19 protein-coding genes and 2 tRNA genes are annotated in these 19,865 nt (G+C 53.7%); 11 read left to right on the top strand and 10 right to left on the bottom strand.

All coding sequences use genetic code 11. From position 1 onward, the window contains the following. On the top strand, window positions 1-387 hold a 387-nt coding region (locus H5T64_01255; protein ID MBC7262970.1), incomplete at its 5' end, for a transposase. Here the strand turns inward: H5T64_01255 and H5T64_01260 are convergent. The 3 genes from H5T64_01260 to H5T64_01270 form a co-directional block, all read right to left on the bottom strand. Further along, a complete protein-coding gene (locus H5T64_01260; protein ID MBC7262971.1) occupies window positions 353-946 on the bottom strand; it encodes a CPBP family intramembrane metalloprotease in 594 nt (197 codons plus the stop codon). The two genes, H5T64_01255 and H5T64_01260, sit on opposite strands and share 35 nt — an antisense overlap. Window positions 947-1,056: 110 nt before the next feature. After that, complete coding sequence (gene ltaE / locus H5T64_01265; GenBank protein MBC7262972.1) at window positions 1,057-2,100, bottom strand: low-specificity L-threonine aldolase; 1,044 nt, start codon at window positions 2,098-2,100, stop codon at window positions 1,057-1,059. Between the two features lie 73 nt (window positions 2,101-2,173). After that, the gene (locus tag H5T64_01270; protein ID MBC7262973.1) at window positions 2,174-2,425 is read right to left on the bottom strand and encodes a glutaredoxin family protein; all 252 of its coding nucleotides are present in this window, start codon (window positions 2,423-2,425) and stop codon (window positions 2,174-2,176) included. A gap of 194 nt (window positions 2,426-2,619) precedes the next feature. Between H5T64_01270 and H5T64_01275 the strand changes: the two genes are divergently transcribed. Further along, complete coding sequence (locus tag H5T64_01275) at window positions 2,620-4,194, top strand: PAS domain S-box protein (GenBank protein MBC7262974.1); 1,575 nt, start codon at window positions 2,620-2,622, stop codon at window positions 4,192-4,194. A gap of 63 nt (window positions 4,195-4,257) precedes the next feature. Then, on the top strand, window positions 4,258-4,971 hold the full coding sequence (locus tag H5T64_01280) for a response regulator transcription factor (protein ID MBC7262975.1): 714 nt from the start codon (window positions 4,258-4,260) through the stop codon (window positions 4,969-4,971). 72 nt (window positions 4,972-5,043) lie between these two features. On the opposite strand, the gene H5T64_01285 is transcribed toward H5T64_01280, so the two are convergent. From H5T64_01285 to H5T64_01310, 6 genes are all read right to left on the bottom strand, one after another. Continuing rightward, the gene (locus H5T64_01285) at window positions 5,044-5,838 is read right to left on the bottom strand and encodes a response regulator (protein MBC7262976.1); all 795 of its coding nucleotides are present in this window, start codon (window positions 5,836-5,838) and stop codon (window positions 5,044-5,046) included. A 48-nt stretch (window positions 5,839-5,886) separates the two neighbouring features. Further along, window positions 5,887-6,774 (bottom strand): methylenetetrahydrofolate reductase, encoded by an 888-nt coding sequence (locus H5T64_01290; protein MBC7262977.1) that lies wholly within the window; start codon window positions 6,772-6,774, stop codon window positions 5,887-5,889. Next, on the bottom strand, window positions 6,755-7,450 hold the full coding sequence (locus H5T64_01295) for a methylenetetrahydrofolate reductase C-terminal domain-containing protein (GenBank protein MBC7262978.1): 696 nt from the start codon (window positions 7,448-7,450) through the stop codon (window positions 6,755-6,757). Before H5T64_01295 ends, H5T64_01290 begins: the two co-directional genes overlap by 20 nt. Beyond that, on the bottom strand, window positions 7,447-9,546 hold the full coding sequence (locus tag H5T64_01300) for an FAD-dependent oxidoreductase (GenBank protein ID MBC7262979.1): 2,100 nt from the start codon (window positions 9,544-9,546) through the stop codon (window positions 7,447-7,449). The genes H5T64_01295 and H5T64_01300 overlap by 4 nt, the downstream gene beginning before the upstream one ends. Before the next feature lie 321 nt (window positions 9,547-9,867). Further along, window positions 9,868-10,521, bottom strand: a complete 654-nt coding sequence (locus tag H5T64_01305) for a response regulator transcription factor (protein MBC7262980.1) — start codon at window positions 10,519-10,521, stop codon at window positions 9,868-9,870. Then, window positions 10,490-12,151: a GAF domain-containing protein gene (locus H5T64_01310; protein ID MBC7262981.1), complete on the bottom strand. Its 1,662-nt coding sequence runs from the start codon at window positions 12,149-12,151 to the stop codon at window positions 10,490-10,492. The genes H5T64_01305 and H5T64_01310 overlap by 32 nt, the downstream gene beginning before the upstream one ends. A 604-nt stretch (window positions 12,152-12,755) precedes the next feature. Here H5T64_01310 and H5T64_01315 point away from each other — a divergent pair. The 7 genes from H5T64_01315 to H5T64_01345 all read left to right on the top strand — a co-directional run bounded on the left by H5T64_01315 (window position 12,756) and on the right by H5T64_01345 (window position 17,987). Next, window positions 12,756-13,451: a zinc metallopeptidase gene (locus H5T64_01315; protein ID MBC7262982.1), complete on the top strand. Its 696-nt coding sequence runs from the start codon at window positions 12,756-12,758 to the stop codon at window positions 13,449-13,451. 153 nt (window positions 13,452-13,604) lie between these two features. Beyond that, window positions 13,605-14,057 (top strand): Hsp20/alpha crystallin family protein, encoded by a 453-nt coding sequence (locus H5T64_01320; protein ID MBC7262983.1) that lies wholly within the window; start codon window positions 13,605-13,607, stop codon window positions 14,055-14,057. 191 nt (window positions 14,058-14,248) lie between these two features. Next, complete coding sequence (locus tag H5T64_01325; GenBank protein ID MBC7262984.1) at window positions 14,249-14,776, top strand: archaemetzincin family Zn-dependent metalloprotease; 528 nt, start codon at window positions 14,249-14,251, stop codon at window positions 14,774-14,776. A 16-nt stretch (window positions 14,777-14,792) separates the two neighbouring features. Further along, window positions 14,793-15,212 (top strand): aminoacyl-tRNA hydrolase, encoded by a 420-nt coding sequence (arfB, locus tag H5T64_01330; GenBank protein MBC7262985.1) that lies wholly within the window; start codon window positions 14,793-14,795, stop codon window positions 15,210-15,212. A 5-nt stretch (window positions 15,213-15,217) separates the two neighbouring features. Beyond that, window positions 15,218-17,773, top strand: coding sequence for an SMC family ATPase (locus H5T64_01335; protein ID MBC7262986.1), 2,556 nt, complete (start codon window positions 15,218-15,220; stop codon window positions 17,771-17,773). A 64-nt stretch (window positions 17,774-17,837) separates the two neighbouring features. Next, window positions 17,838-17,914 (top strand) — tRNA-Pro (locus tag H5T64_01340). 1 nt (window position 17,915) lies between these two features. After that, window positions 17,916-17,987 (top strand) — tRNA-Gly (locus tag H5T64_01345). Window positions 17,988-18,101: 114 nt separating this feature from the next. On the opposite strand, the gene lexA is transcribed toward H5T64_01345, so the two are convergent. Continuing rightward, window positions 18,102-18,761 (bottom strand): repressor LexA, encoded by a 660-nt coding sequence (lexA, locus tag H5T64_01350; protein MBC7262987.1) that lies wholly within the window; start codon window positions 18,759-18,761, stop codon window positions 18,102-18,104. A gap of 332 nt (window positions 18,762-19,093) precedes the next feature. Between lexA and H5T64_01355 the strand changes: the two genes are divergently transcribed. After that, window positions 19,094-19,843: a FadR family transcriptional regulator gene (locus H5T64_01355; GenBank protein ID MBC7262988.1), complete on the top strand. Its 750-nt coding sequence runs from the start codon at window positions 19,094-19,096 to the stop codon at window positions 19,841-19,843. The last annotated feature ends 22 nt before the right edge of the window (window positions 19,844-19,865 follow it).

Raw genomic sequence — 19,865 nt, forward strand, 5'->3', positions numbered from 1 at the left:
CTGATCCAAAACCACAAAGGCCATTGTGAGGAGAATGCACATGTCGAACGCTCTCACCGCACCGATGACGATGAATTCTACATCCCCAGAGCGCTTGCTATTCACAGCGAGCGGGATTTGCTCGATGAAGCCCTGGGCTATCTCTACTACTACAACAACGTGCGAGAACACTCCTCTCTGGGCTACCAAACACCCTTTGCCCACCTCAAGGAGCAACTGCCAGAGATCGATGAGAACATCAGGTTGGTCGTACCTTTTATGCTCGACAAAGTCGCCGTTGAACTAGGCCCTTGGAGTGGATACCATGTGCTGGCACAGCACCCCCTGTGCCCGCCTCTCTTTGGGGTGGCGATCACGGAAAGAGAGCTCCAAATCGCTGTAGAATAGGTGGCAGGCCCAGGAGTAAGAAATTTGCTGCTGCTTGGCAGGCTGCGCTGGCGGCTAACCCGTAGCGTTCTGCTACATAGCCGTAAATGAGGCCCAATAGCCCTGTCGCTACCATCAGGGTTAGCAGCACTGCCCAATACATTGCTGCTCCAGTGATCACGTATATGCCTTGCGCTAAGCCGAACAAGGCTGCTGCTGCGGTCAAGCCCTTCTCCCGCTGCAAGAATCCGCGGAAGAATAGCGCTTCTACAAGCGGCGTGATGAATACCGCCCTTTCAACCAATACGAACAGATCCTTTGACCCATAGAATCGCTCACCCGTTGCTCCGAAGAACGAGGGCGCAAATAGTACGAATGGAAGCCCTACCAGCGCGCCGATTGCCAGCCCCTGTATCACTTTCGATAGGCTGTAATCCACTGGCAATTGGCGGCGGTCGGCGTAGAGGAGCACCCCAGCCAATAGCACTAACCTAAGCAGTGCCAACCGCAATTGCGGATCGAAGTTCCAGGTGGCCAGACCCACACCTACAAACGCAGCGAACACCAAGTAAGGGTCCATACGCGAACTCGCTGATGAGAATGGTCCTATAGGAGGTGTTCGTTGCGAAGTCTCCGCACTCAGATCTGATAGGCGGCTTCGTCGTCCAGAGCGAGACGGGCGTTTGGCAGTCATGGCCTTATTTCTAAAACCTTTCGGGCGGCCATCAAGGTATACTCGATGTCTTCACCCTCGATGCCGTAGTGTGTCACCGCCCGTACCTTGGCCCCGCCTATGGACAACATCTTCACCCCTTCGCGAGCCAACTGCTCAACGAAAGCGGTTGCCGTCACCTTGCGGCTATGCACTTCGAAAATCACGATGTTGGTTCGTACCGTGTCGGGGTCCAAAGTGATGCCTGGCAAAGCGCTTAATCCCTCGGCCAACCGCCGCGCGTGAGCGTGGTCGTCCGCCAGTCGCTCTACCATTGTCTCTAAGGCCACTAACCCTGCGGCGGCCAAGACCCCGACTTGACGCATCCCTCCCCCCACCATCTTGCGATTCCGCCGTGCGCGCTCGATGAATTCTTGCGAGCCGCATAGTATCGACCCCACCGGGCAGGACAATCCCTTGGAGAGACAGAACATTACTGAGTCTGCGGGGGCTGCCAGGTCCTGTGCCTCGACACCCAAAGCGATTGCCGCATTGAAAATCCGTGCCCCGTCCAGATGCAAGGACAGTCCATGCCGATGGACTAACTCACCTACTGCCTGCATGTAGTCCACTGGTAAGACTGCCCCACCGCAACGATTATGCGTGTTCTCCAGGCATACCAGGCGGGAGATAGGATAATGTACATCGGGCGCACGGATGGCTGCCTCAAGGCTCTCCAGAGGCAGCGTACCATCGGGCCGGTTGGGGACAAGGCGAGGCTGTATTCCCCCCAGCGCTGCTGCGCCACCTACCTCATACATGAACGTGTGAGCCTGATCACCCATGATGACTTCATCACCGCGCCCGCAATGGGTGAGAATGGCTACTAAGTTGCCCATCGTGCCGCTGGCAACGAACAGTGCTGCCTCCTTGCCCATCCGCTGCGCTGCAACTTCCTGCAGTCGGTTGACCGTAGGGTCTTCACCGAAAACATCATCTCCCAGTTCTGCCTCGTACATAGCACGGCGCATCTCGGGTGTAGGTAGAGTGACCGTATCACTGCGCAGATCCACTACTCGCACCGTAGGCCTCCTCCAAGAATGCACTCGCAGAATAGATCCGGCTTTAGCACAACCGGCTTTCCTTGCCCATGGCTCAGGCTGTGTTCAGTAATTCCTCAATCTTCTGTGGGTTATAGCCGATGACCATCTGGCCATCGATTAAGATCACCGGCACTGATCTTTGTCCCGAGATCTCCACCATCTCACGTGCACGTTCTCGGTCTTGCAATACATCGTAATTAGTATACATAATCCCTTTGCCATCCAGCAGCGCTTTCGTCTTGGCGCACCAAGGACAGGTAGACGCGGTGTAAATAATGACTTTTTTCTGACGACCTTCGGTCATGATTGGACTCCTTTCAATGTGGGCGAAAGCGATCCCCAAGGGAGGATCTAGCGGGCGTTACTTTGAATTTTACACAGAGGTAAAAGAAAAGCAAACCACAAGGCACGAAGGAACTCTCATTGTGACATAACGTATCATTGATTGACTCGCGACCGAAAATGCGGTATCCTTTTGGTAGCGAGGGCCATCTTCAAATGGAAGACTACAGGCTGCGCCAATGTGAATATTTGCTCAGCATCAGCCGGGCGATGACCTCCAAACTGGATTTGTCGTCGCTCCTGCAACTAATCATCGAAAGCAGTGTTGAAATCCTGCGGGGGCAGGCCGGGCTCATTGCCCTGCGAGATCGCAATGGCCAGTTTCGAGTCGCTGCCAGTTATGGCCTACCTTATCACGCTATCCCCCTCTTCAGCCCTCTGCTAATTGACATTCCCTCTTATCCCTCCCTCTCGTCTGGGGGGCGATGGCACATCCCCAACCTTCGCTACAGGTTGGAGTTGGCCACGACGGCAGCAGGTATTGGCCTGCGTCAGGTTGTTGCTTTGCCTTTGAGCATTGAGGATGAACTCATTGGCGTCATTTATGTTTTCCGTGCTTTTGACACCGCCTTTTCGACCAACGATCGTAAAGTGCTGGCCAGTTTCGCTGACCAGGCAGCCATCGCCGTGCGCAATGCAAGCCTTTACCAAGCGGTAGACGAAGAGCGTCGCCGGCTTGACGCCATTCTCCGGCACAGCGCTGATGGGATCATGATTCTGGATTCGCAACGCCGCATTGAGACCATGAACCACGCTTTAGCCCGCATGACCGGCTGGCTGCCTGAAGAGGCCATTGGCCAACCTTGCCAGCGGGTCTTGGCATTGCGCAATCGTCAAGGGGTAGATCTATGCGCCTCTCAGTGTCCCTTGCGAGACGTCTACGGCCGAGAGACTCTCCACGTGGAAGGCGAGATTGTGCGCCCAGAAGGTGTTACCACCAGCGTTAGCATCACCTACACGCCCCTCTTCGATGCAAGCGGTGAATTAGTTAACATTATCGGAAACGTGCAGGACATCACCCGTTTCCGTGAGGCTGAGGAGATGAAAAGCACGTTCATCTCCGCCATCTCCCACGAGCTCAAGACCCCGGTGGCACTCATCAAAGGCTATGCGGGTACGCTGCGTCGTGAGGACGCACAATGGGATACCGCTACTTTGCGCGAGGGCTTATCTATCATTGAAGAGGAAGCCGAGCATCTGGACCATCTGATCAACAATCTCTTAGATGCCTCGCGTATTCAGGCCGGGACGCTCAAATTGCAGTTGAGTGAGGTGAACCTCTCTCAGATTGCAGCGAAAGTCGTGGAACGTTTCCAGACTCAAACCAAAATTCACCAGATCTACCTGAACTTTCCATCGGATTACCCGTTTGTCTTAGCCGACGAGGAGCGCATGCGCGAGGTGTTCGGTAATCTCCTAAGCAATGCCATCAAATACTCACCCGATGGGGGAGACATTATCGTGGGTGGCTGGGCCGACAAGAACTGGGTTTATGCTTATGTGGCCGACCAGGGCGTTGGTATTAGCGCAAAGGAACAGGCGAGATTGTTCGAACCATTTTATCGCGTGGACTCAGTGACCACCCGCCGCACACATGGAGTGGGCTTAGGACTTTTCCTGGTGCGCGCCATTGTCGAAGGTCACGGGGGACGAGTATGGGTGGAGAGTACGCCGGGGAAAGGCTCGACCTTCACCTTTATGTTACCCCGGAAAGGAACGGAGACTGGGTGAGTTTTTCCATTCGTAAAAGCGGATCTTAGGCACTGGGGAGGGGAACCTGTGGCAGAGATGAGGATATCGCCGCCTGAGAAAAAACTCGTTCTCGTGGTGGATGACGAGCCTCGCATGGTGCGCTTCGTGCGCATGAACTTGGAATTAGAAGGTTACCGCGTTAGTGAGGCGTCGAATGGTTTGGAGGCTATTAACAAGGTGCGCGAGGAGTTGCCGGATCTGGTGATCCTAGATGTGATGATGCCTGATATGGACGGTTTTGAAACGCTGGAGCGTATCCGCCAGATCTCCAGTGTCCCCGTCATCATGCTTACTGTCCGCGCTGATGAGGAGGATAAGGTGCGTGGGCTGGAGTTGGGGGCAGACGATTATGTTACCAAACCTTTCAGCCCTCGCGAACTTACCAGTCGGGTGAGAGCGGTGCTGCGACGTGCGGAAATACCTGCACCGGTTGACAAAACTGCGATCCAGATTGACGAGGACCTAACAGTAGACTTCCAACGGCGTGAGGTGATCGTGCGGGGGCAACGCGTCCACCTGCGTCCCACCGAGTATCGGCTGCTTTATCACCTGGTGAATAATGCTGGCTGGGTGATGACTCACGAGATGCTGCTCTCGAAAGTGTGGGGCTACGAATACCGTGATGATACCCAATTGCTGCGCCTCTACATCACCTATCTGCGCCAGAAAATTGAGCCCGATCCCTCCAACCCCAAGTACATTTTCAACGAGCGGGGGGTGGGGTATCGGTTTGTGGATTTTCGGAAAACGCAGTAAAGGCCCCGCACCCCACCCATTGGGTGCCGAGAAGCAGAGCCTGCCGTCTCTACACCCCCGCTTGTCCCAAGATCACGCGCTTGCTGCCAAGGATTCGTGAAAGTGCTTCCCCTTGTACACAGACCGTATCCCGTCCACGAGTTGAGAACTGGCGCCTCTTTTAGGGATAAAGCCATAGGCCCCCGCTTGCCCAGCAGCCAGCAGGTTCTCCCTGTCATCGTACTGGGTCAAGATCAGGACTTTAGCCCGAGGACATTCCTTGCTGATCTGTTTCGCTGCTTCCAGCCCACTCATTATCGGCATCACTATGTCCATCAGTACTACATCGGGGAACAACTGGAGCGTTTTCTTGACCGCCTCTTGGCCATCAGTGGCTTCTCCCACCACCTCCATATCTCTCTGAAGGGTGAGCACAGCACGAATTCCCTCTCTGACCACAGTATGGTCATCTACCACTAGGACTTTGATCCTCTCGGTCACTGTTTCCAACAGCCTTTGGATTCGGGGCACAAGCATGGCCGGCTCAATCGGCTTGGTTACATAATCTTCGGCTTCCATCTGCATCCCCTCGTCCCGCCTCCACCCTTTGACGAGCTGCTTCTCAGGAGGAGCATCAATTACTAGGAGCGGCAAGTCCTTAGTCCTGGGATCATGTTTGAGCCATTGATGGAACGCAAATGCGTCTCCACGAGGGGTGATTGTACCGAGTACAACGGCATCGAATTCTTCCCCTTTGATCACATCCTGTGCCTGCGCTTTGCTGCCAGCGGTGCTCACTCGGTAAGATCTGGCTTCTAAGGTCACCCGTAAAGCGTCCACAAATTCAGGCTCGTCATCTATGACTAAGATCCTTTGTTGGGTTTTCATGTTCATTTTCCTCCTTTGAACTGATATGACTTTGAAAAAACACGCCGTTTACAAGTCCGCTGCCTCTAAGATCTCTGGCACAACCCTCTCATTCCCCACAGCCATAATGTGTACCCCGTGACACAACTTTTCCTCTTTGATTGCTTTTATGGTCCTCGCAGCGATCTCAATCCCTTTCTGAAGGCCTTTGCCCTTTTCCACACCAGCGAACTCATCTATTATGAATTGAGGAACAATAACTCCCGGGACATTCTCATTCATATATCGGGCCATCCTTGCGGAGGCCATGACTATAATGCCTGCCAAGATCTTGACCTGAAACTGAGAGGCGAACTGCATAAATCTACGCAGGCTGTCTAAGTCATATATGCCTTGGGTCTGAAAAAATTGAGCTCCCGCAACAACCTTCTTTTCGAACTTAATGAGTTGTGGCTCAATGAAGTCTGCTGCGGGATGAACAGATGCACCTATGCAGAATTCCGGAGTGCCCTTGAGGTCGTTCCCACCCATATCTTTACCAGATTCCATAATTCTGATCATTTTCAGCAATTGCACTGAGTCTAGATCGAAGACAGGCTTTGCCTCCTTGTGATCCCCGACATCAATGGAATCGCCAGTGAGACAGAGCACATTCCGGATGCCTCGAGAGTACGCCAAGAGAAGATCTGCTTGGAGCGCCAGACGGTTGCGGTCACGGCAGGTTACCTGGAGGATCGGTTCACCACCTAGTTCCTTCACCAATAGACAGCCACCGAGTGATGGGAAGCGCATCACTGAACTCTGATGGTCCGTAACATTGATGGCGTCCACCTTATCTTTGAGCATTTCAATCAGATGAACCATCTCTGAGACGTCCGCCCCCTTAGGAGGACCGACTTCTGTGGTCACCAGGAATTTATCGGAGTTCAGTTTTTCCTCAAATAGCGATTTGGCCATTGCTCTCACCTGGTTCTACCTTGACCCTGCTCACTATTCTTCTTGGTCTAGGGATCGTTCGGAAGTTTCTGGGAGGATAATATCGGCGCATCTTCTCCAGTTGCCCTAATCTTTCCAGACGCCGGTAAATGAGGACCCAAGCACAGTCTATTTCTCTATTCGCCTCACATTTGCCGTTTTTGGTGCCGGCGCAGGGGCCATTGAGTATGCCCTTTGTACATCGAGTGATGGGACAAATACCTGCTGTTTCGTCCAACCTACAGTCCCCACAAGCGGCACACCGCTCATCCCAAATCCCCCATTCGCTGGTCATGCCCATGAAAGAGGTGTTGACCCCGGGCAGGACGGGCGTATCGGGAAAACGTTCGGCGATGGCCTGTACTCCTATACCACATCCTAACGAAAGGACGGCATCTACCTCTGAGATCCTGTCTGCAACCAGGTCGAGAAACTCGAAATCGCACTGGCGTTTCACCGTGTATTCCACGAAATCGTGAACATTGGTCCCGCTTCTGGCCTGGGCAACCTGCAACGCGCCATGGAGAAAAGAGACCTCTCGTTCACCACCGGCACCGCAAACGGTCATACACGTGCCACAACCGAGGATTAGCACCTTCTCATAAGGTGCAATCATCTGCCCTATTTCTTCCAGCGGTTTCTGCTCTGCGACGATCAAATTCTCACCTCCTGCTTTATTGCTGCCGCCAAGCAAAGTCTGCCTATCTGCGCGGTAAAGTGATCCATCGCCATGACGGGGTCCTCATCCGTGGTTCGAAGGTGAAAAGTCTGCAGGCGCTCCGGTTCCAGGCCGAGTTGAATCAGCGCCTTTCTGACCTTCTCCACCCGCCGCAGTACCCAGAAGGCAGTGTTTTCCCGAGCACATTGCTCTCCGCACCCGGCAACGAAGACACCTTCCGCACCCATTTCAAAGGCGCGCAGTAGATGTTCTTCTTCCACCTTGGCTACACAGAGAACGGGTACTATCCAGATGCCGGCTTTCGCTTCCCTCCATAAACCAGCGAGCGCGCCTGTCCCAAAAAGCCCGTATTGGCAACAAAAACCTATGATCAGGGGTCTGTGCATCGTCTGCGCTGCAGACCGAAGGGCGTGATCCAATTCCTCGGCGATATGCCGCCGATCATGGGGTTTCCGTAAGATAAGAACTTTGGCTGGACATTGGGCAACGCATGTGCCACAGGCTAGACATTGGTCAGCAGGTATGTGCACCGTGCCGCCTTCATCCAGATAGGGCACGTGATAAGGGCAGGCTCGCAGGCAGGTGAGGCAAGTGGCACATCTGTCTTGGGATAGGATCTTTGCACCCATACCGCAACGCAAGCATCTTCTGGCCTCAGCGACCGCGGCTTCCCAGTTGTAGATCAATTCTACGGGCTGGAAGTTCCTCACCCTCGTTTCTGGAGTGAGCAGTGGCGGATCGAGTCGGCCAACCTTTTTAATCATCTCCACGGTTTTTGGCAGAAGATCACCACTCAGGGTTTCTTTTGTTTCTCTTTCGAGTGATGGGTATTTATGTTGGAGAAATTCGTCAATGCGAAAAGCGGCTTGTCTGCCGGTTGCTAAAGCCTGGGTCACGGTGGCTGGTCCGGTTACGGCATCTCCTCCTGCGAAAACCCCCTTCCGATTGGTGAGGAGCGTGACAGGGTCAATCTGTATGGTGCTGCCCCTGCCGATGCGGAGACGAAAATCATCAGGGATCTGGGGAGCCTGTCCGATTGCTGTGATCACTGTGTCGAATTCCATGTCAAATTCACTGTCTTGGATTGGCACTGGCCGTGGCCTGCCACTTGCATCCGGTTCGCCGAGCATCAAGCGTATGCAAGTTACTCGTAATTGTTTGTTCTCCCGTGCTATCTTGGTTGGCGTCACAAGGAAAAGGATCTTCACTCCCTCTTGTGCAGCCTGTTCCACTTCTGTTGGATCCGCGGGCATTTCTGCTTGGCTGCGACGGTAGAGGACCTTGACCTCGTTCGCGCCTAATCGAAGCGCGGTGCGGGCTGCATCTATGGCGACGTTGCCCCCACCTACCACCGCAACCCTTGGTCCCACCGAAGGTTTGAGTCCAAGATTAACTTCGCGTAGGAAGGTGGCCCCATCCACTACTCCAGGACTATCCTCTCCTTCGATGCCCATTCGGAGGCTTTGATGAGCGCCCACGGTGATGAAAATCGCCTTGTAGCCCATCTCAAAAAGCAGGTCCAGTGACACCACCCGGGTGTTTGTCCTGATTTCGACCCCCATTTGAATGAGCCGTTGGACTTCAGTATCCAGTACGTGGCGGGGAAGGCGGTATTGAGGGATGCCGACCCGTAACATGCCACCCAACTGCGAGTGGGCCTCGAAGATAGTGACTGCATAGCCCAGTTTTCTCAGATAATAGGCTGCGGCCAAACCTGCCGGCCCAGATCCCACGACAGCGACCTTTTCGTCATGGGTGGTGGTAGCCACCTCGGAGATCATTCTGTCGCCACCGAATTCAACAGCGAATCTCTTGAGTGCCCGGATGGCGACTGGCTTATCCACCTGTCCGCGTCGGCACGCGTCTTCACAAGGATGGGTGCACACGTAAGCACAGATAGAAGGGAAAGGGTTACCGTCCCGGATAACCTGCAGCGCTTCCATCACTCGCCCTTGAGCAATTAAGTCCACATATTCCCTGATTTCCATGTGTAGGGGGCAAGCGGTTTGGCAGGGCGGTATTAGGGTATCGTCCGTTGAGACCTTTTTGGCGGTATACGCGTCTGTTAGATGCATTTATCGCTCCTCGTCTTGCACTGGAGGAATATTGCACACCTTCGCTTGCCGGATAGCACAACCTCCATCCATCGCGCGGGCTCTTGTGCATTTCAAAAGGGCGAAAATGTCTCTACAAACTTCAAATGAGGGAACTCAACCATATAATAAGGGATCTTGTGATTCCCAGAAACGGGTTTTCCCCTGGAAATAGGAGAATGGAAACCCTGAATCCTACTGGAATAGGCTCCATTTCGGGGTGTGAAAGACCCGATCAAGATGTGAGAGGGATTTTATGAAGGGAATACTACAGGAGTAGGGCCAAAAGGATTGTTTTCGTTCCTACAAGGTCACGATGCCTTTGCGAATAGCATATCGGATGAGGTCCGCCTTGCGGTGGATATCCAATTTGGCCATTAGGCTGGTTCGGTATCCTTCCACTGTTTTGGGGCTGAGGACCAAGATATCTGCTATCTCGCGGGTAGTGCGTCCCTCAGCGATGAGTTTGAGCACTTCCCTTTCTCTGTCTGTCAACTGTTGGTAAGGATCATCCTTTTCCCACAGGGCTGCTCTCTGCTGATAGCCTTCGACAAAAACTCTGGCTGCTGAGGGGGAAAGGAAAGAATCCCCACGGTAAACAGCGCGGATCCCTAGAGCAAGTTCTGAAGATGCCGCCAGTTTACTAATGAAGCCCCGCGCCCCAGCCTCAATCATAGCGAAAATATGCTCTTGATCATCGTACTGCGTCAATGCTAATACTTTGGTATTTGGAAACTCCTTGTGTATCCTGCGCATCGCTTCTATACCGCTGATCATTGGCATGGCGATATCCATGAGCACTACATCTGGTAGAAGTTGCCTCACCTTCTCCAGGGCTTCCTTTCCATTGGATGCTTCGCCCACTATCTCTATGTCAGCAACGAGTGCAAGCAGAGAACAGATGCCATCTCGCACGATAGTGTGATCATCTACTACCAACACCCTTATTTTCCGCATCTGTTGTGCTCCCAATTAATGGAACCTCCGCGATGATCTTTGTCCCACGCCCCGGTTGCGACTGAACCGAGCAGGTGCCACCCACCAGGGTTACCCGTTCCTTCATGCTGAACAAGCCCACGCCTCGGCCTGTCTTTTCCACCTTGGTGATTTCCTGAACGTCAAAACCTTTGCCATCATCTTCAATGCGTAATACGCATCTCTGGGCGTCACACTCCAGGTCTATGAAGACGTTTTTCGCCTCCGAATGTTTTAGGATATTGTTTATGGCTTCCTGGGTGATGCGGAAAAGCGCTACTTCGATTTCTGATGGCAAACGCTCTCCTCCTCGGGCTTGCATAGATGCATTGATTCCCACGGGCTGAAGCCATGTCTCCACATAGCGCCGAATCGCTGGGAGGAGACCGAGTGTATCCAACAAAGTAGGACGGAGGTCGTTGATGAGTTTGTTGATCTCCAGACTGGCCTGCACCGCCAGGGAATGGGTCTTTTTCAACCCCTCCTTGATCCTGGCGTCTTTGATATCGCTCATCTCGGTCATCTCCATAATTGCTTGGAGATTCAGGGCTAACCCAGTGAGAGTCTGGCTGGTTTCGTCGTGTAGTTCGCGGGCGATCCTCTTTCGCTCTTCCTCTTGTGCCGTAAGGGCGTATTGAAGCAGCCTTTGGTATCTTTCTGTAGCATTGCTCAAACGTTCATATAGCCTGGCTTGTTCAATGGCCGTACCGAGTTGGTAACCGATTAAGTCCAAGAGGTACATATCCTCAGTGGCAAATTGACCTGGCATGTGGCTGGCGATATTCATTACACCTACTACTTTATTCTTTGCTCTTAGTGGGACACTGACAAACCCCTTCAGGCCTTCGGCACTCACGAGGTCGAGACGCGCTGCGCGAGGGTCTTCAGAGATGTCTCTTACCAAAATGGGTTCCCCGGTTTGGGCTACCTTCCCCGCTATTCCCTCCCCCAGGCCGAGTTGCATTTCCTCGACGTATTTCGCTGACAGGCCCCGTTGCACTTGGTAACGTAGTTTCTGAGTGCGTTCATCCAAGAGCAGGATCCCCCCGATCGTTCCGTTAACGATCTCCAGAACAGCATCTAGGGCCACATTCAGGACGGCGTCCAAATGTTGTAGCCCACTCACAGCGCTTGAGATGCGATTCAGGGCTAACAGTTGGTGGTGCCGTCTTAGGATCTCCCTTTCCAGTTCTCTTTCTGCCGAGACATCCCTTCGCATCTCGATCAGGGCATTAATACCACCGTCACATCCCTTGAGCGGGTACATGGTGAGTTGAACGTACTTACCAAGGGTGTCGGCGGCTAAGGTACGGGAGGGATGAACAAGCCGGGTCTGTTTACCGGTCTCCATTACTTTTCTGAGAGGACAGTCCCACAGGGGTGCGCCGCAAGGCCTATCTCTACCCTCGAGAATCTCATAGCAGTACCTGCCCAATGGCGATGGGGTATCTTCGGGTAGCCTGCGACGCGCGGCAGAGTTCACAAACAGGATGTGATATCCGCTGTCCACAATAAAAACTTCGTCCTCCAGGTTATCTATTACTTCTTGCAGGCCGATTCCCAACCCTGAAGACTTTACGACAGATTGATCGGTATCTTTGCTATGGCGCATCTCACTACCTCCACTCGCGTCACTTCGCGCTTTCATACGTTGCGAACGAGAACGTCCTTCGTTGGAATGCAGAATTCACGACGTATTAAAGCGAACAGGGCAAGCAATAACACACAATCCGCCCAAAATTATATATTATCCCGCGTCCAGGGGCAAAAGATTTCTTTGTTGTTCGCCCTTATACTCCATAGCATTCCATTATAGTTCTAGCGCTCTTCATATGATAGTCTAACACATCGCGAGTATAAGATAGGGTACACGTTTCATTCGGGGAAGTAAGACTATGTCACATATCTGTGCGAATTGCGGCATACCCATACATTGGCAACCCACTTTGGTAGATGGCATCGCCTATTGTTGCGTGGGCTGTGCTGGAGGTGGTCCTTGTACGTGCGACTACAGCCATTTGCCACAGTGGGGCGATTCTGCCTCCCTTATTCAGATACGCCAGACGCGCACCATCATTCGTCTTGAGAGCAGTCCCGAAGGAGAGGAGAATGAGCGTCACTGACGGCTGTTTCAGTTTTGTTTTTCCGCATCAGTTGGTATAAAATAAATCTAAGCATCATTGTTCGAAGTATCAGCCGGAGGAGGTGCAAAAGATATGTTCTGGTTTGACCCGATGTATCTGGTTTTCGCCTTGCCTGCACTTTTGTTGGCATTCTACGCCCAGATAAAGGTACAATCCGCTTACAACACGTATTTGCGCATCCAGAATCGCCGTGGTATCACAGGTCTGCAGGCAGCGCAACAGTTACTCCTTGCCAACGGCTTGGGGCACGTCAACATTGAAGGTGTGCCTGGCCAGTTGACCGATCACTACGACCCGCGCAGCGATACGTTGCGACTGAGCGAGCCCATTGCTCGCGGTAGTTCGGTGGCAGCCCTGGGTGTCGTGGCCCACGAAATTGGTCATGCTTTGCAGGACAATCAGCAATATATGCCCATGCGTCTGCGCACAGGCCTGGTGCCCATAGTGAACGTAGGGTCTTGGTTGGGCCCGATCATCTTTTTCCTAGGCCTGCTGATGCAGATAGACAGTATCGCTTGGTTGGGCCTGGTCCTGTTCGCTGGGGCTGCCTTCTTTGCCGTTCTCACTTTGCCCATTGAACTGAATGCCAGCCAGCGGGCCATGCGGATGCTGACGACAAGCGGGTTAGTCGTGGATGCAGAGGAGGCGCGCGGGGCGCGGGCTGTGCTCGACGCCGCCGCTCTCACCTATGTTGCTGCCGTAGCCCAGGCAATCTCTACGCTGCTGTACTATAGTTTCTTACTGTTGAGTGGGCGGCGTCGGCGCTAAGCCAACTAAGGGACCGCGTTGTTCCTCATGTGCTTTTGCAAACCCACGAACACGTCTAATACAACTCTAATGTTGCTCTTGTGCTAATCTAACAACGATTGTGTATATTTGCAGGCGGAAAGATAACCCGTTGTTAGAAAGGAGGGATGTGCTATGTCGAGCCTGATCAGATGGGAACCTTTTAGCGAATTAATGAGTCTTCGAGAGGCTATGGACCGCCTTTTCGAGGAGAGCTTCGTCCGCCCGCGCGCAGATTGGCTACAGCCATTGTGGGGAGGGACCCTGGCGGTGGATATGTACGAGACGAAAGACGAAGTCGTCGTCTCCACGGCCGTACCCGGGGTCAAGCCAGAGGATATTGACATCACCATCACGGGCGACACCCTGACCATCCGGGGTGAGACCAAGATGGAAGAGAAGGTGGAGAAAGAGAATTACATCCGCCAGGAGCGACGTTATGGTGCCTTTTCCCGGTCCCTCACTCTGCCAGCGGGTGTGGTGGCCGACAAGGCCCAGGCTCACTTCGAGAATGGCGTGCTGACCCTGCGGATTCCGAAAGCCGAGGAGGCCAAGCCGAAGACCATCAAGGTCCAAGCCAAGAAGTAAGTTCGCTCATCTCAACGGGGGAGGTCAGAAGACCTCCCCCGTTGATTTTTGGCTGCTTAGAAAGAGGCATGCGTATCGATTGACATGCACTCGAAGGCGAGAGTATAATGTAAGTGTCCCGATTCTCGAACGGAAGATGGCAGCCTGTCAAACTTATCTTCGAGTTTTGGGAAGGATGCACAAGCGGTGTGATGGAGCGTATCAGTCTTGTCCCCATCGGCGAGATCGAACAGGAAGTATTGATGGTCCTGGCAGCCGCACTGCCCAGGACTTTTGGCTGGCCCTACATCCTTGAGCTGCCCCTACCTGCTCCGGACTATGCCTTCGACCACCGCCGGGGCCAGTATCGCGTCGAACCAATCCTCGACCGGCTGAGGGCGCTGCCACTCGAGTCGGCACGAGTACTGGGTGTGGTGAATGTGGATCTTTATACACCAGGCCTCAACTTCATTTTCGGACAAGCCACGATGGGTGGCCGTGATGCTCTGATCGCTTTGCCACGTCTGCGCCCGACTTTCTACGGATTGCCAGACGACCCAGTCTTATATCACGAGAGGGTGGTGAAGGAAGCAGTGCATGAATTGGGGCACACTTTCGGATTGCCACATTGTCCCGATGTCCTGTGCGTGATGCACTTCTCGAACACCCTATCTGATACGGATACGAAGGGAAAGGAGTTCTGTGTCCATTGCCGACGACGGCTTATCGGCCGAATCTAATCGTCGCGACGATACTCTGCCTGGGCCCAGCGTAGTCATTCCATTATCAGAGTTGCACTACCGCTTCTCACACAGCAGTGGACCGGGCGGTCAGCATGTAAACCGCACTGCCACGCGAGTGGAACTCTTATTCGATGTCCGTAACTCTCCCAGCCTGGATGAGCAGCAACGCGAACGCGTCCTGACAACATTGGCCTCATACATAGACAAAGACGGCGTCCTACACCTTGCATCATCGGCTTCTCGCAGCCAGTTGCGCAACCGCGAGGAGGTCACGGTGCGGTTCATGACGCTGATACGCCGTGCTCTGCGTTTGCCCAAACGGCGCCGACCGACGAGACCGACTCGGGAATCTCGGGAGAGGCGGTTGGCGGCCAAACGGCGCCGGAGCCAGATTAAGCAGGAGAGAACACAGCGCGTTAGGTACGAGGAGTAAATGGTATGATTCCCTTGAAACTGAAACTTCGCAATTTTATGTGTTATCGCGGTGACATCGAACCCTTAGATTTCGAAGGCATCCATCTGGCTGTGTTGACCGGCGACAACGGCCACGGCAAGTCGGCTCTTCTGGATGCCATGACTTGGGCATTGTGGGGCAAATCCCGCGCCCGCCACGATGATGACCTAGTTTCCCTGGGCGAGACGGAAATGGCAGTCCAGTTTGATTTCCTGCTGGGCAATAACCATTACCGCGTCGTCCGCAAGCGCGATAAGGCAAAAGGCGGCCACTCATCGCTTGAGTTCCAAGTGCGAGCCAACGGCCATTTCCGCTCTATCAGCGAAGCCACGCTCCGTGCTACACAAGAGAGGATCACGTCCACCCTTCGTATGGACTATGATACCTTCATCAACTCCGCTTTTCTGGTACAGGGGCGGGCGGATGAGTTTACACTGCGCCCACCCGCGGAGCGAAAACGCGTGTTGGCGGAAATCTTGGGCCTGGGCCTATATGACGTGTACGAAGAACGAGCCAAAGAGCGAGCGCGGGCCTGTTTGGAGCAGGAACGGCAGTTCGAAGCACTGATTGAGAGTACGGATCGAGAACTGGCAAAGCGCCCCCAGTATGAGGAGGAGCTAACTCGAGCCGAGGCGGAGGTGGCATCTCTCAACGCTAAGGTTAAGGAGGGGGAATCGGTGCTCTCCGAGATCCGGGAGCGAGTCCAAGAGTTGGAACTGAAACGCATGCAACTATCTGAGTTGGAGAAGCGTCTGGCAGAAGGCGAGCGGAGCCTACGAGAAGCCCAGCAAGCGGTTGCGGAGCACGAAGAGCGCGTCATAGCCTATGAGACTGCTTTGGCGCGTCGGGAGGAGATTGAAGCAGGCTACGCAACCTGGCACCGTGCTCGGCAAGTGGATGAAGACATGGGTCGGAAACTCTCGCAGTTGGTAGCGCTCAATGAAGAGAAAAACCGCTTGGAAAGAGTCATCGCCGAGGCTCGGAATCGGCTGGAAATAGAACAGCGCCTATTGGCTGAAAAAAAGGCTGCGCTTGAGCAACAAGAGGCCGCACTCCCTGAACTGGAGATCAGGCTAGCCGAGGCTCAGGCTGAAATAGCACGCCTGGAGGCTCTGAATGTCGAGCGCGAGGGATTGTTACGCCGTATCCAGGAACTGAACAGCGAAGTGGTGGCCCTGAAAGCAGCCAACGCACAATTGAAAGAGGAAATGCAATCTTTGAAAGAGCGGCTCGGATTATTAGAAGTCGCCAAAGCGAAATGTCCTCTCTGTGGACAAGATCTGGCGGAGCAGGATCGAATACGCCTGGTCGACGAGTTCAAAACCGAGGGCAAACAGAAGGGCGGCCTATATCGGGAGAACTTGGCGCGCCTTCAAGAACTGGGTGAGCAAACGGAAACTCTGAAGGACCGGGTAGCCGAGATCGAGCACGCGTTGCGGGATCAAGCGGTCGCTCAGGGGCGTGCTGCGATGGCACAAAAGGCAGTGGATGACGCTAAGGCCGCAGTTCGAGAACTAGTCGGTATCCGGGCGACCTTGGCCGCGCTTGGGGAGCGACTGGCGGCAGGAGACTATGCGATGGAGGAACAAGCCCGCTTAGCACAGGTGATGGCGCAAGTGGCGGCGGTGGGCTACGATGCGACTGTTCATGAGCGTGCACGTCAGCAGAGGGAAGAATACGCTCCATTTGAGACCTTGCAGGCTGAATTGGAGGCGGCGATCCGGTTACTGGAGACAGAGCGCGTGGCGTTGGAGAATGCACGGCGGCGTGTCGAACGGGAAACAGAGATTATGGCTGCTGAACGAGCGCGGGCGGATGAATTGCGGGCGGCTTTAGCCGAGCAACCCCAGGTTGTTTCGCGGTTACAGGCCGAAACGGAAACGCTGGAGGGTCTACGGACACAAGAAGCCAAAGCCCGGCTTGTCCTGGGTGCGGCACAACAGAAGCTAGACTATGCCGAACATCTGGAAAAGGAGCGGGAGAAATATCTTCAGGAGCACCAGCACGTCGCCAAAGAGCGATCTATCTACGAGGAACTGCGATCTGCCTTCAGCAAACGTGGCCTACAAGCGATGATTATCGAGAGCGCTCTGCCCGAGATCGAGGATGAGGCCAATGCTCTGTTGAGCCGTATGACCGAAGGGCGCATGAGCGTCCGTCTGGAGACACAACGAGAGGCCAAGACGGGCGACACTCCCATAGAGACCCTCGATATCATTATCTCGGATGAGTATGGGCCCCGGGGCTACGAAATGTATTCGGGGGGCGAGGCTTTCCGCGTCGATTTCGCTATCCGCATTGCTTTGAGCAGGCTGCTGGCTCGCCGCGCTGGGGCTCAACTCCAGACCCTCATCATTGATGAGGGCTTTGGCAGCCAGGATGCTCAGGGTCGAGAGCGTTTGGTGGAAGCGATCAAGTCCATAGAACAAGATTTCGCGCGTATTCTGGTGGTCACCCATATCGATGAATTAAAAGATGCGTTCCCCGTGCGCATTGATGTGTTCAAAACGCCAGCGGGCTCGCGATTTAGCATCAATTAGTTCGTGCGGGGACATAGTTTTGACCAAATCGATGAAAATGCTTTATACTATTAATACAAGGTATCGGGGCGTGGCGCAGACCGGTAGCGCGCAGCGTTTGGGACGCTGAAGTCGGAGGTTCAAGTCCTCTCGCCCCGACCAAGCGGGTGTAGCTCAGTGGTAGAGCTCCTGCCTTCCAAGCAGGCTGTCGCGGGTTCAAATCCCGTCGCCCGCTCTAATACAAATGGCCCACCTAAACCAAGGTGGGCCATTGTGTTGCCTCTGAATCTCATTCTAACGTTTGCAAAGGGGCTTGGTCATGATTCAATGGGTCACGAGGAGTTCTCCATCAGGTAAGATGGCGAACAACCATTACGACCTTGCCCTGGACCTCGAGATCACCAGCGTGCACAAAGATCGGTTGCACAGTTGGGTTCTCTGGCTGTAAACGTACCCGGTCCTTACCTTCGCGGAAGTAGCGCTTGAGCGTAGTTTCGCCACTGCTTTTGATCCATGCCGCTACCATATCGCCATTGCGCGGCTCCGCGTCCCGCAACATGACTACAATATCACCATCATTAATGAGTGCGTCGATCATAGAGTCACCTTTCACCTTGAGCGCAAAAAGCCTGCGGGGGTCTCCGACAAATTCGGGCATGAGTTCGCGAGTCAGCGTAACGGACTCATCTGAATCGAACATGGGGAAATCAGGATCGGGCAGTGGTACAGGGCTGTTGGCAACGATCACACCGGATATTGGCAAACGCACACAAGGCAGGTTCTCCTCTCCCTGGCGTTGCACTTTCAAGATAATGCCCCGGGCGATGTCCCGCATTCGCTCAATGTAACCTTTGCGCTCCAGGGTGTCCAAATGGTGCTTGACTACTGAGGTAGATGAAATATCGAGCGCCTCGGCGATCTCGCGGATAGTTGGCGGGAACTCGTGTTCTTTAGCGTATTCAAACAGGAAATCCAGGATTCGCTTCTGGCGAGGGGATAATTCTTCCATATCCGCTCCTTCGTCTCTAGTAGATGCACAGATGACGAACAAATCGGTGAATTTATTTATATTTTGACTTGGGCATCTATCCAGAAGTATAGCACAAGTGTTCTAATTTGTCAAATTGAGATGGACACAAATGAAAAATGTAGCGGCGATTTGACAAAAACGGCGATATATGGTATCCTAGACCTGTCTGACAGGTAGACGACTAAACAGGCAGACATCTTCCGATGGTCAATCTGTCTGCTTGACATCGCGTCGAACAGATGAAGCGGACGATGTTGTCGTGAAAGGCACGTAGGGCAAGCCCAAAGAAGTCTTTTTGCAACCTCGGAACAATGGAGCAGAGGAAGAGCCCACAATTAAACTTTTTGAAGGTAGGGCCAATTCGCCTTTTCGAGCAGGTTGCCGAGCAGATTCGCGCTCTCATAGTTGAGGGACATCTGCAACCAGGGGATAAACTGCCCAGTGAGTTGGAGCTCAGCGAAGCACTCGGTGTCAGCCGGGCGTCTATCCGTGAGGCATTGCGTGCGTTAGAGTCGAAAGGGTTAATTGAAGTTAGATCTGGGGCGGGTGCGTTTGTCGCATCACGCCCCTTTTCGTTGTTCTCCGCCTCGAGCGAAGCCGTCGAGTGGCTGATAAAACAGCGCGAGTCATTGCTGCAACTCCTTGAAGTCCGAGAAAGCGTGGAAGGCTTAACGGCCTCTTTGGCAGCAGCCTCTGTGTCCAGCGAATTGCTGGAAAAATTGGGTCAGGTTGTTCGAGAGCAGGAAAAATTGTCGGGGACACTGTCTGCTCTCGATCGGCAGGTCGAGTTAGACATCCGTTTTCACGAACTCATCGCTGAGGCGAGTGGTAATACCATAGCAGAAGAGATCGTGGATGCGATTGTGGCCCGTTTTTGCGATAGCAACCGTGCAATACTGTATCTTAACAAGGGAAACCTCGAGAAGACCATAACGGAACATCGTCGCGTCATCGAGGCCCTGGCTTCTGGAGATCGCGTCAAAGCCGAGGCCGCTATGCGCGCCCACATAGCCAGGGTGCGAGCAGACATCGAAAAAGTAGAGCAGGAATCGGAACAGTAATCAGTTGAAGCATGGAGGACAG

The organism is Chloroflexota bacterium (genome assembly GCA_014360825.1).
Lineage (GTDB): Bacteria > Chloroflexota > Anaerolineae > UBA2200 > JACIWT01 > JACIWT01.

Bases quoted from the DNA above. Each gene is read 5' to 3' on its own strand.
- H5T64_01300 (MBC7262979.1), bottom strand. From the start codon at position 9,546: ATGCATCTAACAGACGCGTATACCGCCAAAAAGGTCTCAACGGACGAT.
- H5T64_01320 (MBC7262983.1), top strand. From the start codon at position 13,605: ATGTCGAGCCTGATCAGATGGGAACCTTTTAGCGAATTAATGAGTCTT.
- H5T64_01305 (MBC7262980.1), bottom strand. From the start codon at position 10,521: ATGCGGAAAATAAGGGTGTTGGTAGTAGATGATCACACTATCGTGCGA.
- H5T64_01285 (MBC7262976.1), bottom strand. From the start codon at position 5,838: ATGAAAACCCAACAAAGGATCTTAGTCATAGATGACGAGCCTGAATTT.
- H5T64_01290 (MBC7262977.1), bottom strand. From the start codon at position 6,774: ATGGCCAAATCGCTATTTGAGGAAAAACTGAACTCCGATAAATTCCTG.
- H5T64_01310 (MBC7262981.1), bottom strand. From the start codon at position 12,151: ATGCGCCATAGCAAAGATACCGATCAATCTGTCGTAAAGTCTTCAGGG.
- H5T64_01275 (MBC7262974.1), top strand. From the start codon at position 2,620: ATGGAAGACTACAGGCTGCGCCAATGTGAATATTTGCTCAGCATCAGC.
- H5T64_01325 (MBC7262984.1), top strand. From the start codon at position 14,249: ATGGAGCGTATCAGTCTTGTCCCCATCGGCGAGATCGAACAGGAAGTA.
- H5T64_01315 (MBC7262982.1), top strand. From the start codon at position 12,756: ATGTTCTGGTTTGACCCGATGTATCTGGTTTTCGCCTTGCCTGCACTT.
- lexA (MBC7262987.1), bottom strand. From the start codon at position 18,761: ATGGAAGAATTATCCCCTCGCCAGAAGCGAATCCTGGATTTCCTGTTT.
- H5T64_01260 (MBC7262971.1), bottom strand. From the start codon at position 946: ATGGACCCTTACTTGGTGTTCGCTGCGTTTGTAGGTGTGGGTCTGGCC.
- H5T64_01270 (MBC7262973.1), bottom strand. From the start codon at position 2,425: ATGACCGAAGGTCGTCAGAAAAAAGTCATTATTTACACCGCGTCTACC.
- H5T64_01335 (MBC7262986.1), top strand. From the start codon at position 15,218: ATGATTCCCTTGAAACTGAAACTTCGCAATTTTATGTGTTATCGCGGT.
- H5T64_01355 (MBC7262988.1), top strand. From the start codon at position 19,094: ATGGAGCAGAGGAAGAGCCCACAATTAAACTTTTTGAAGGTAGGGCCA.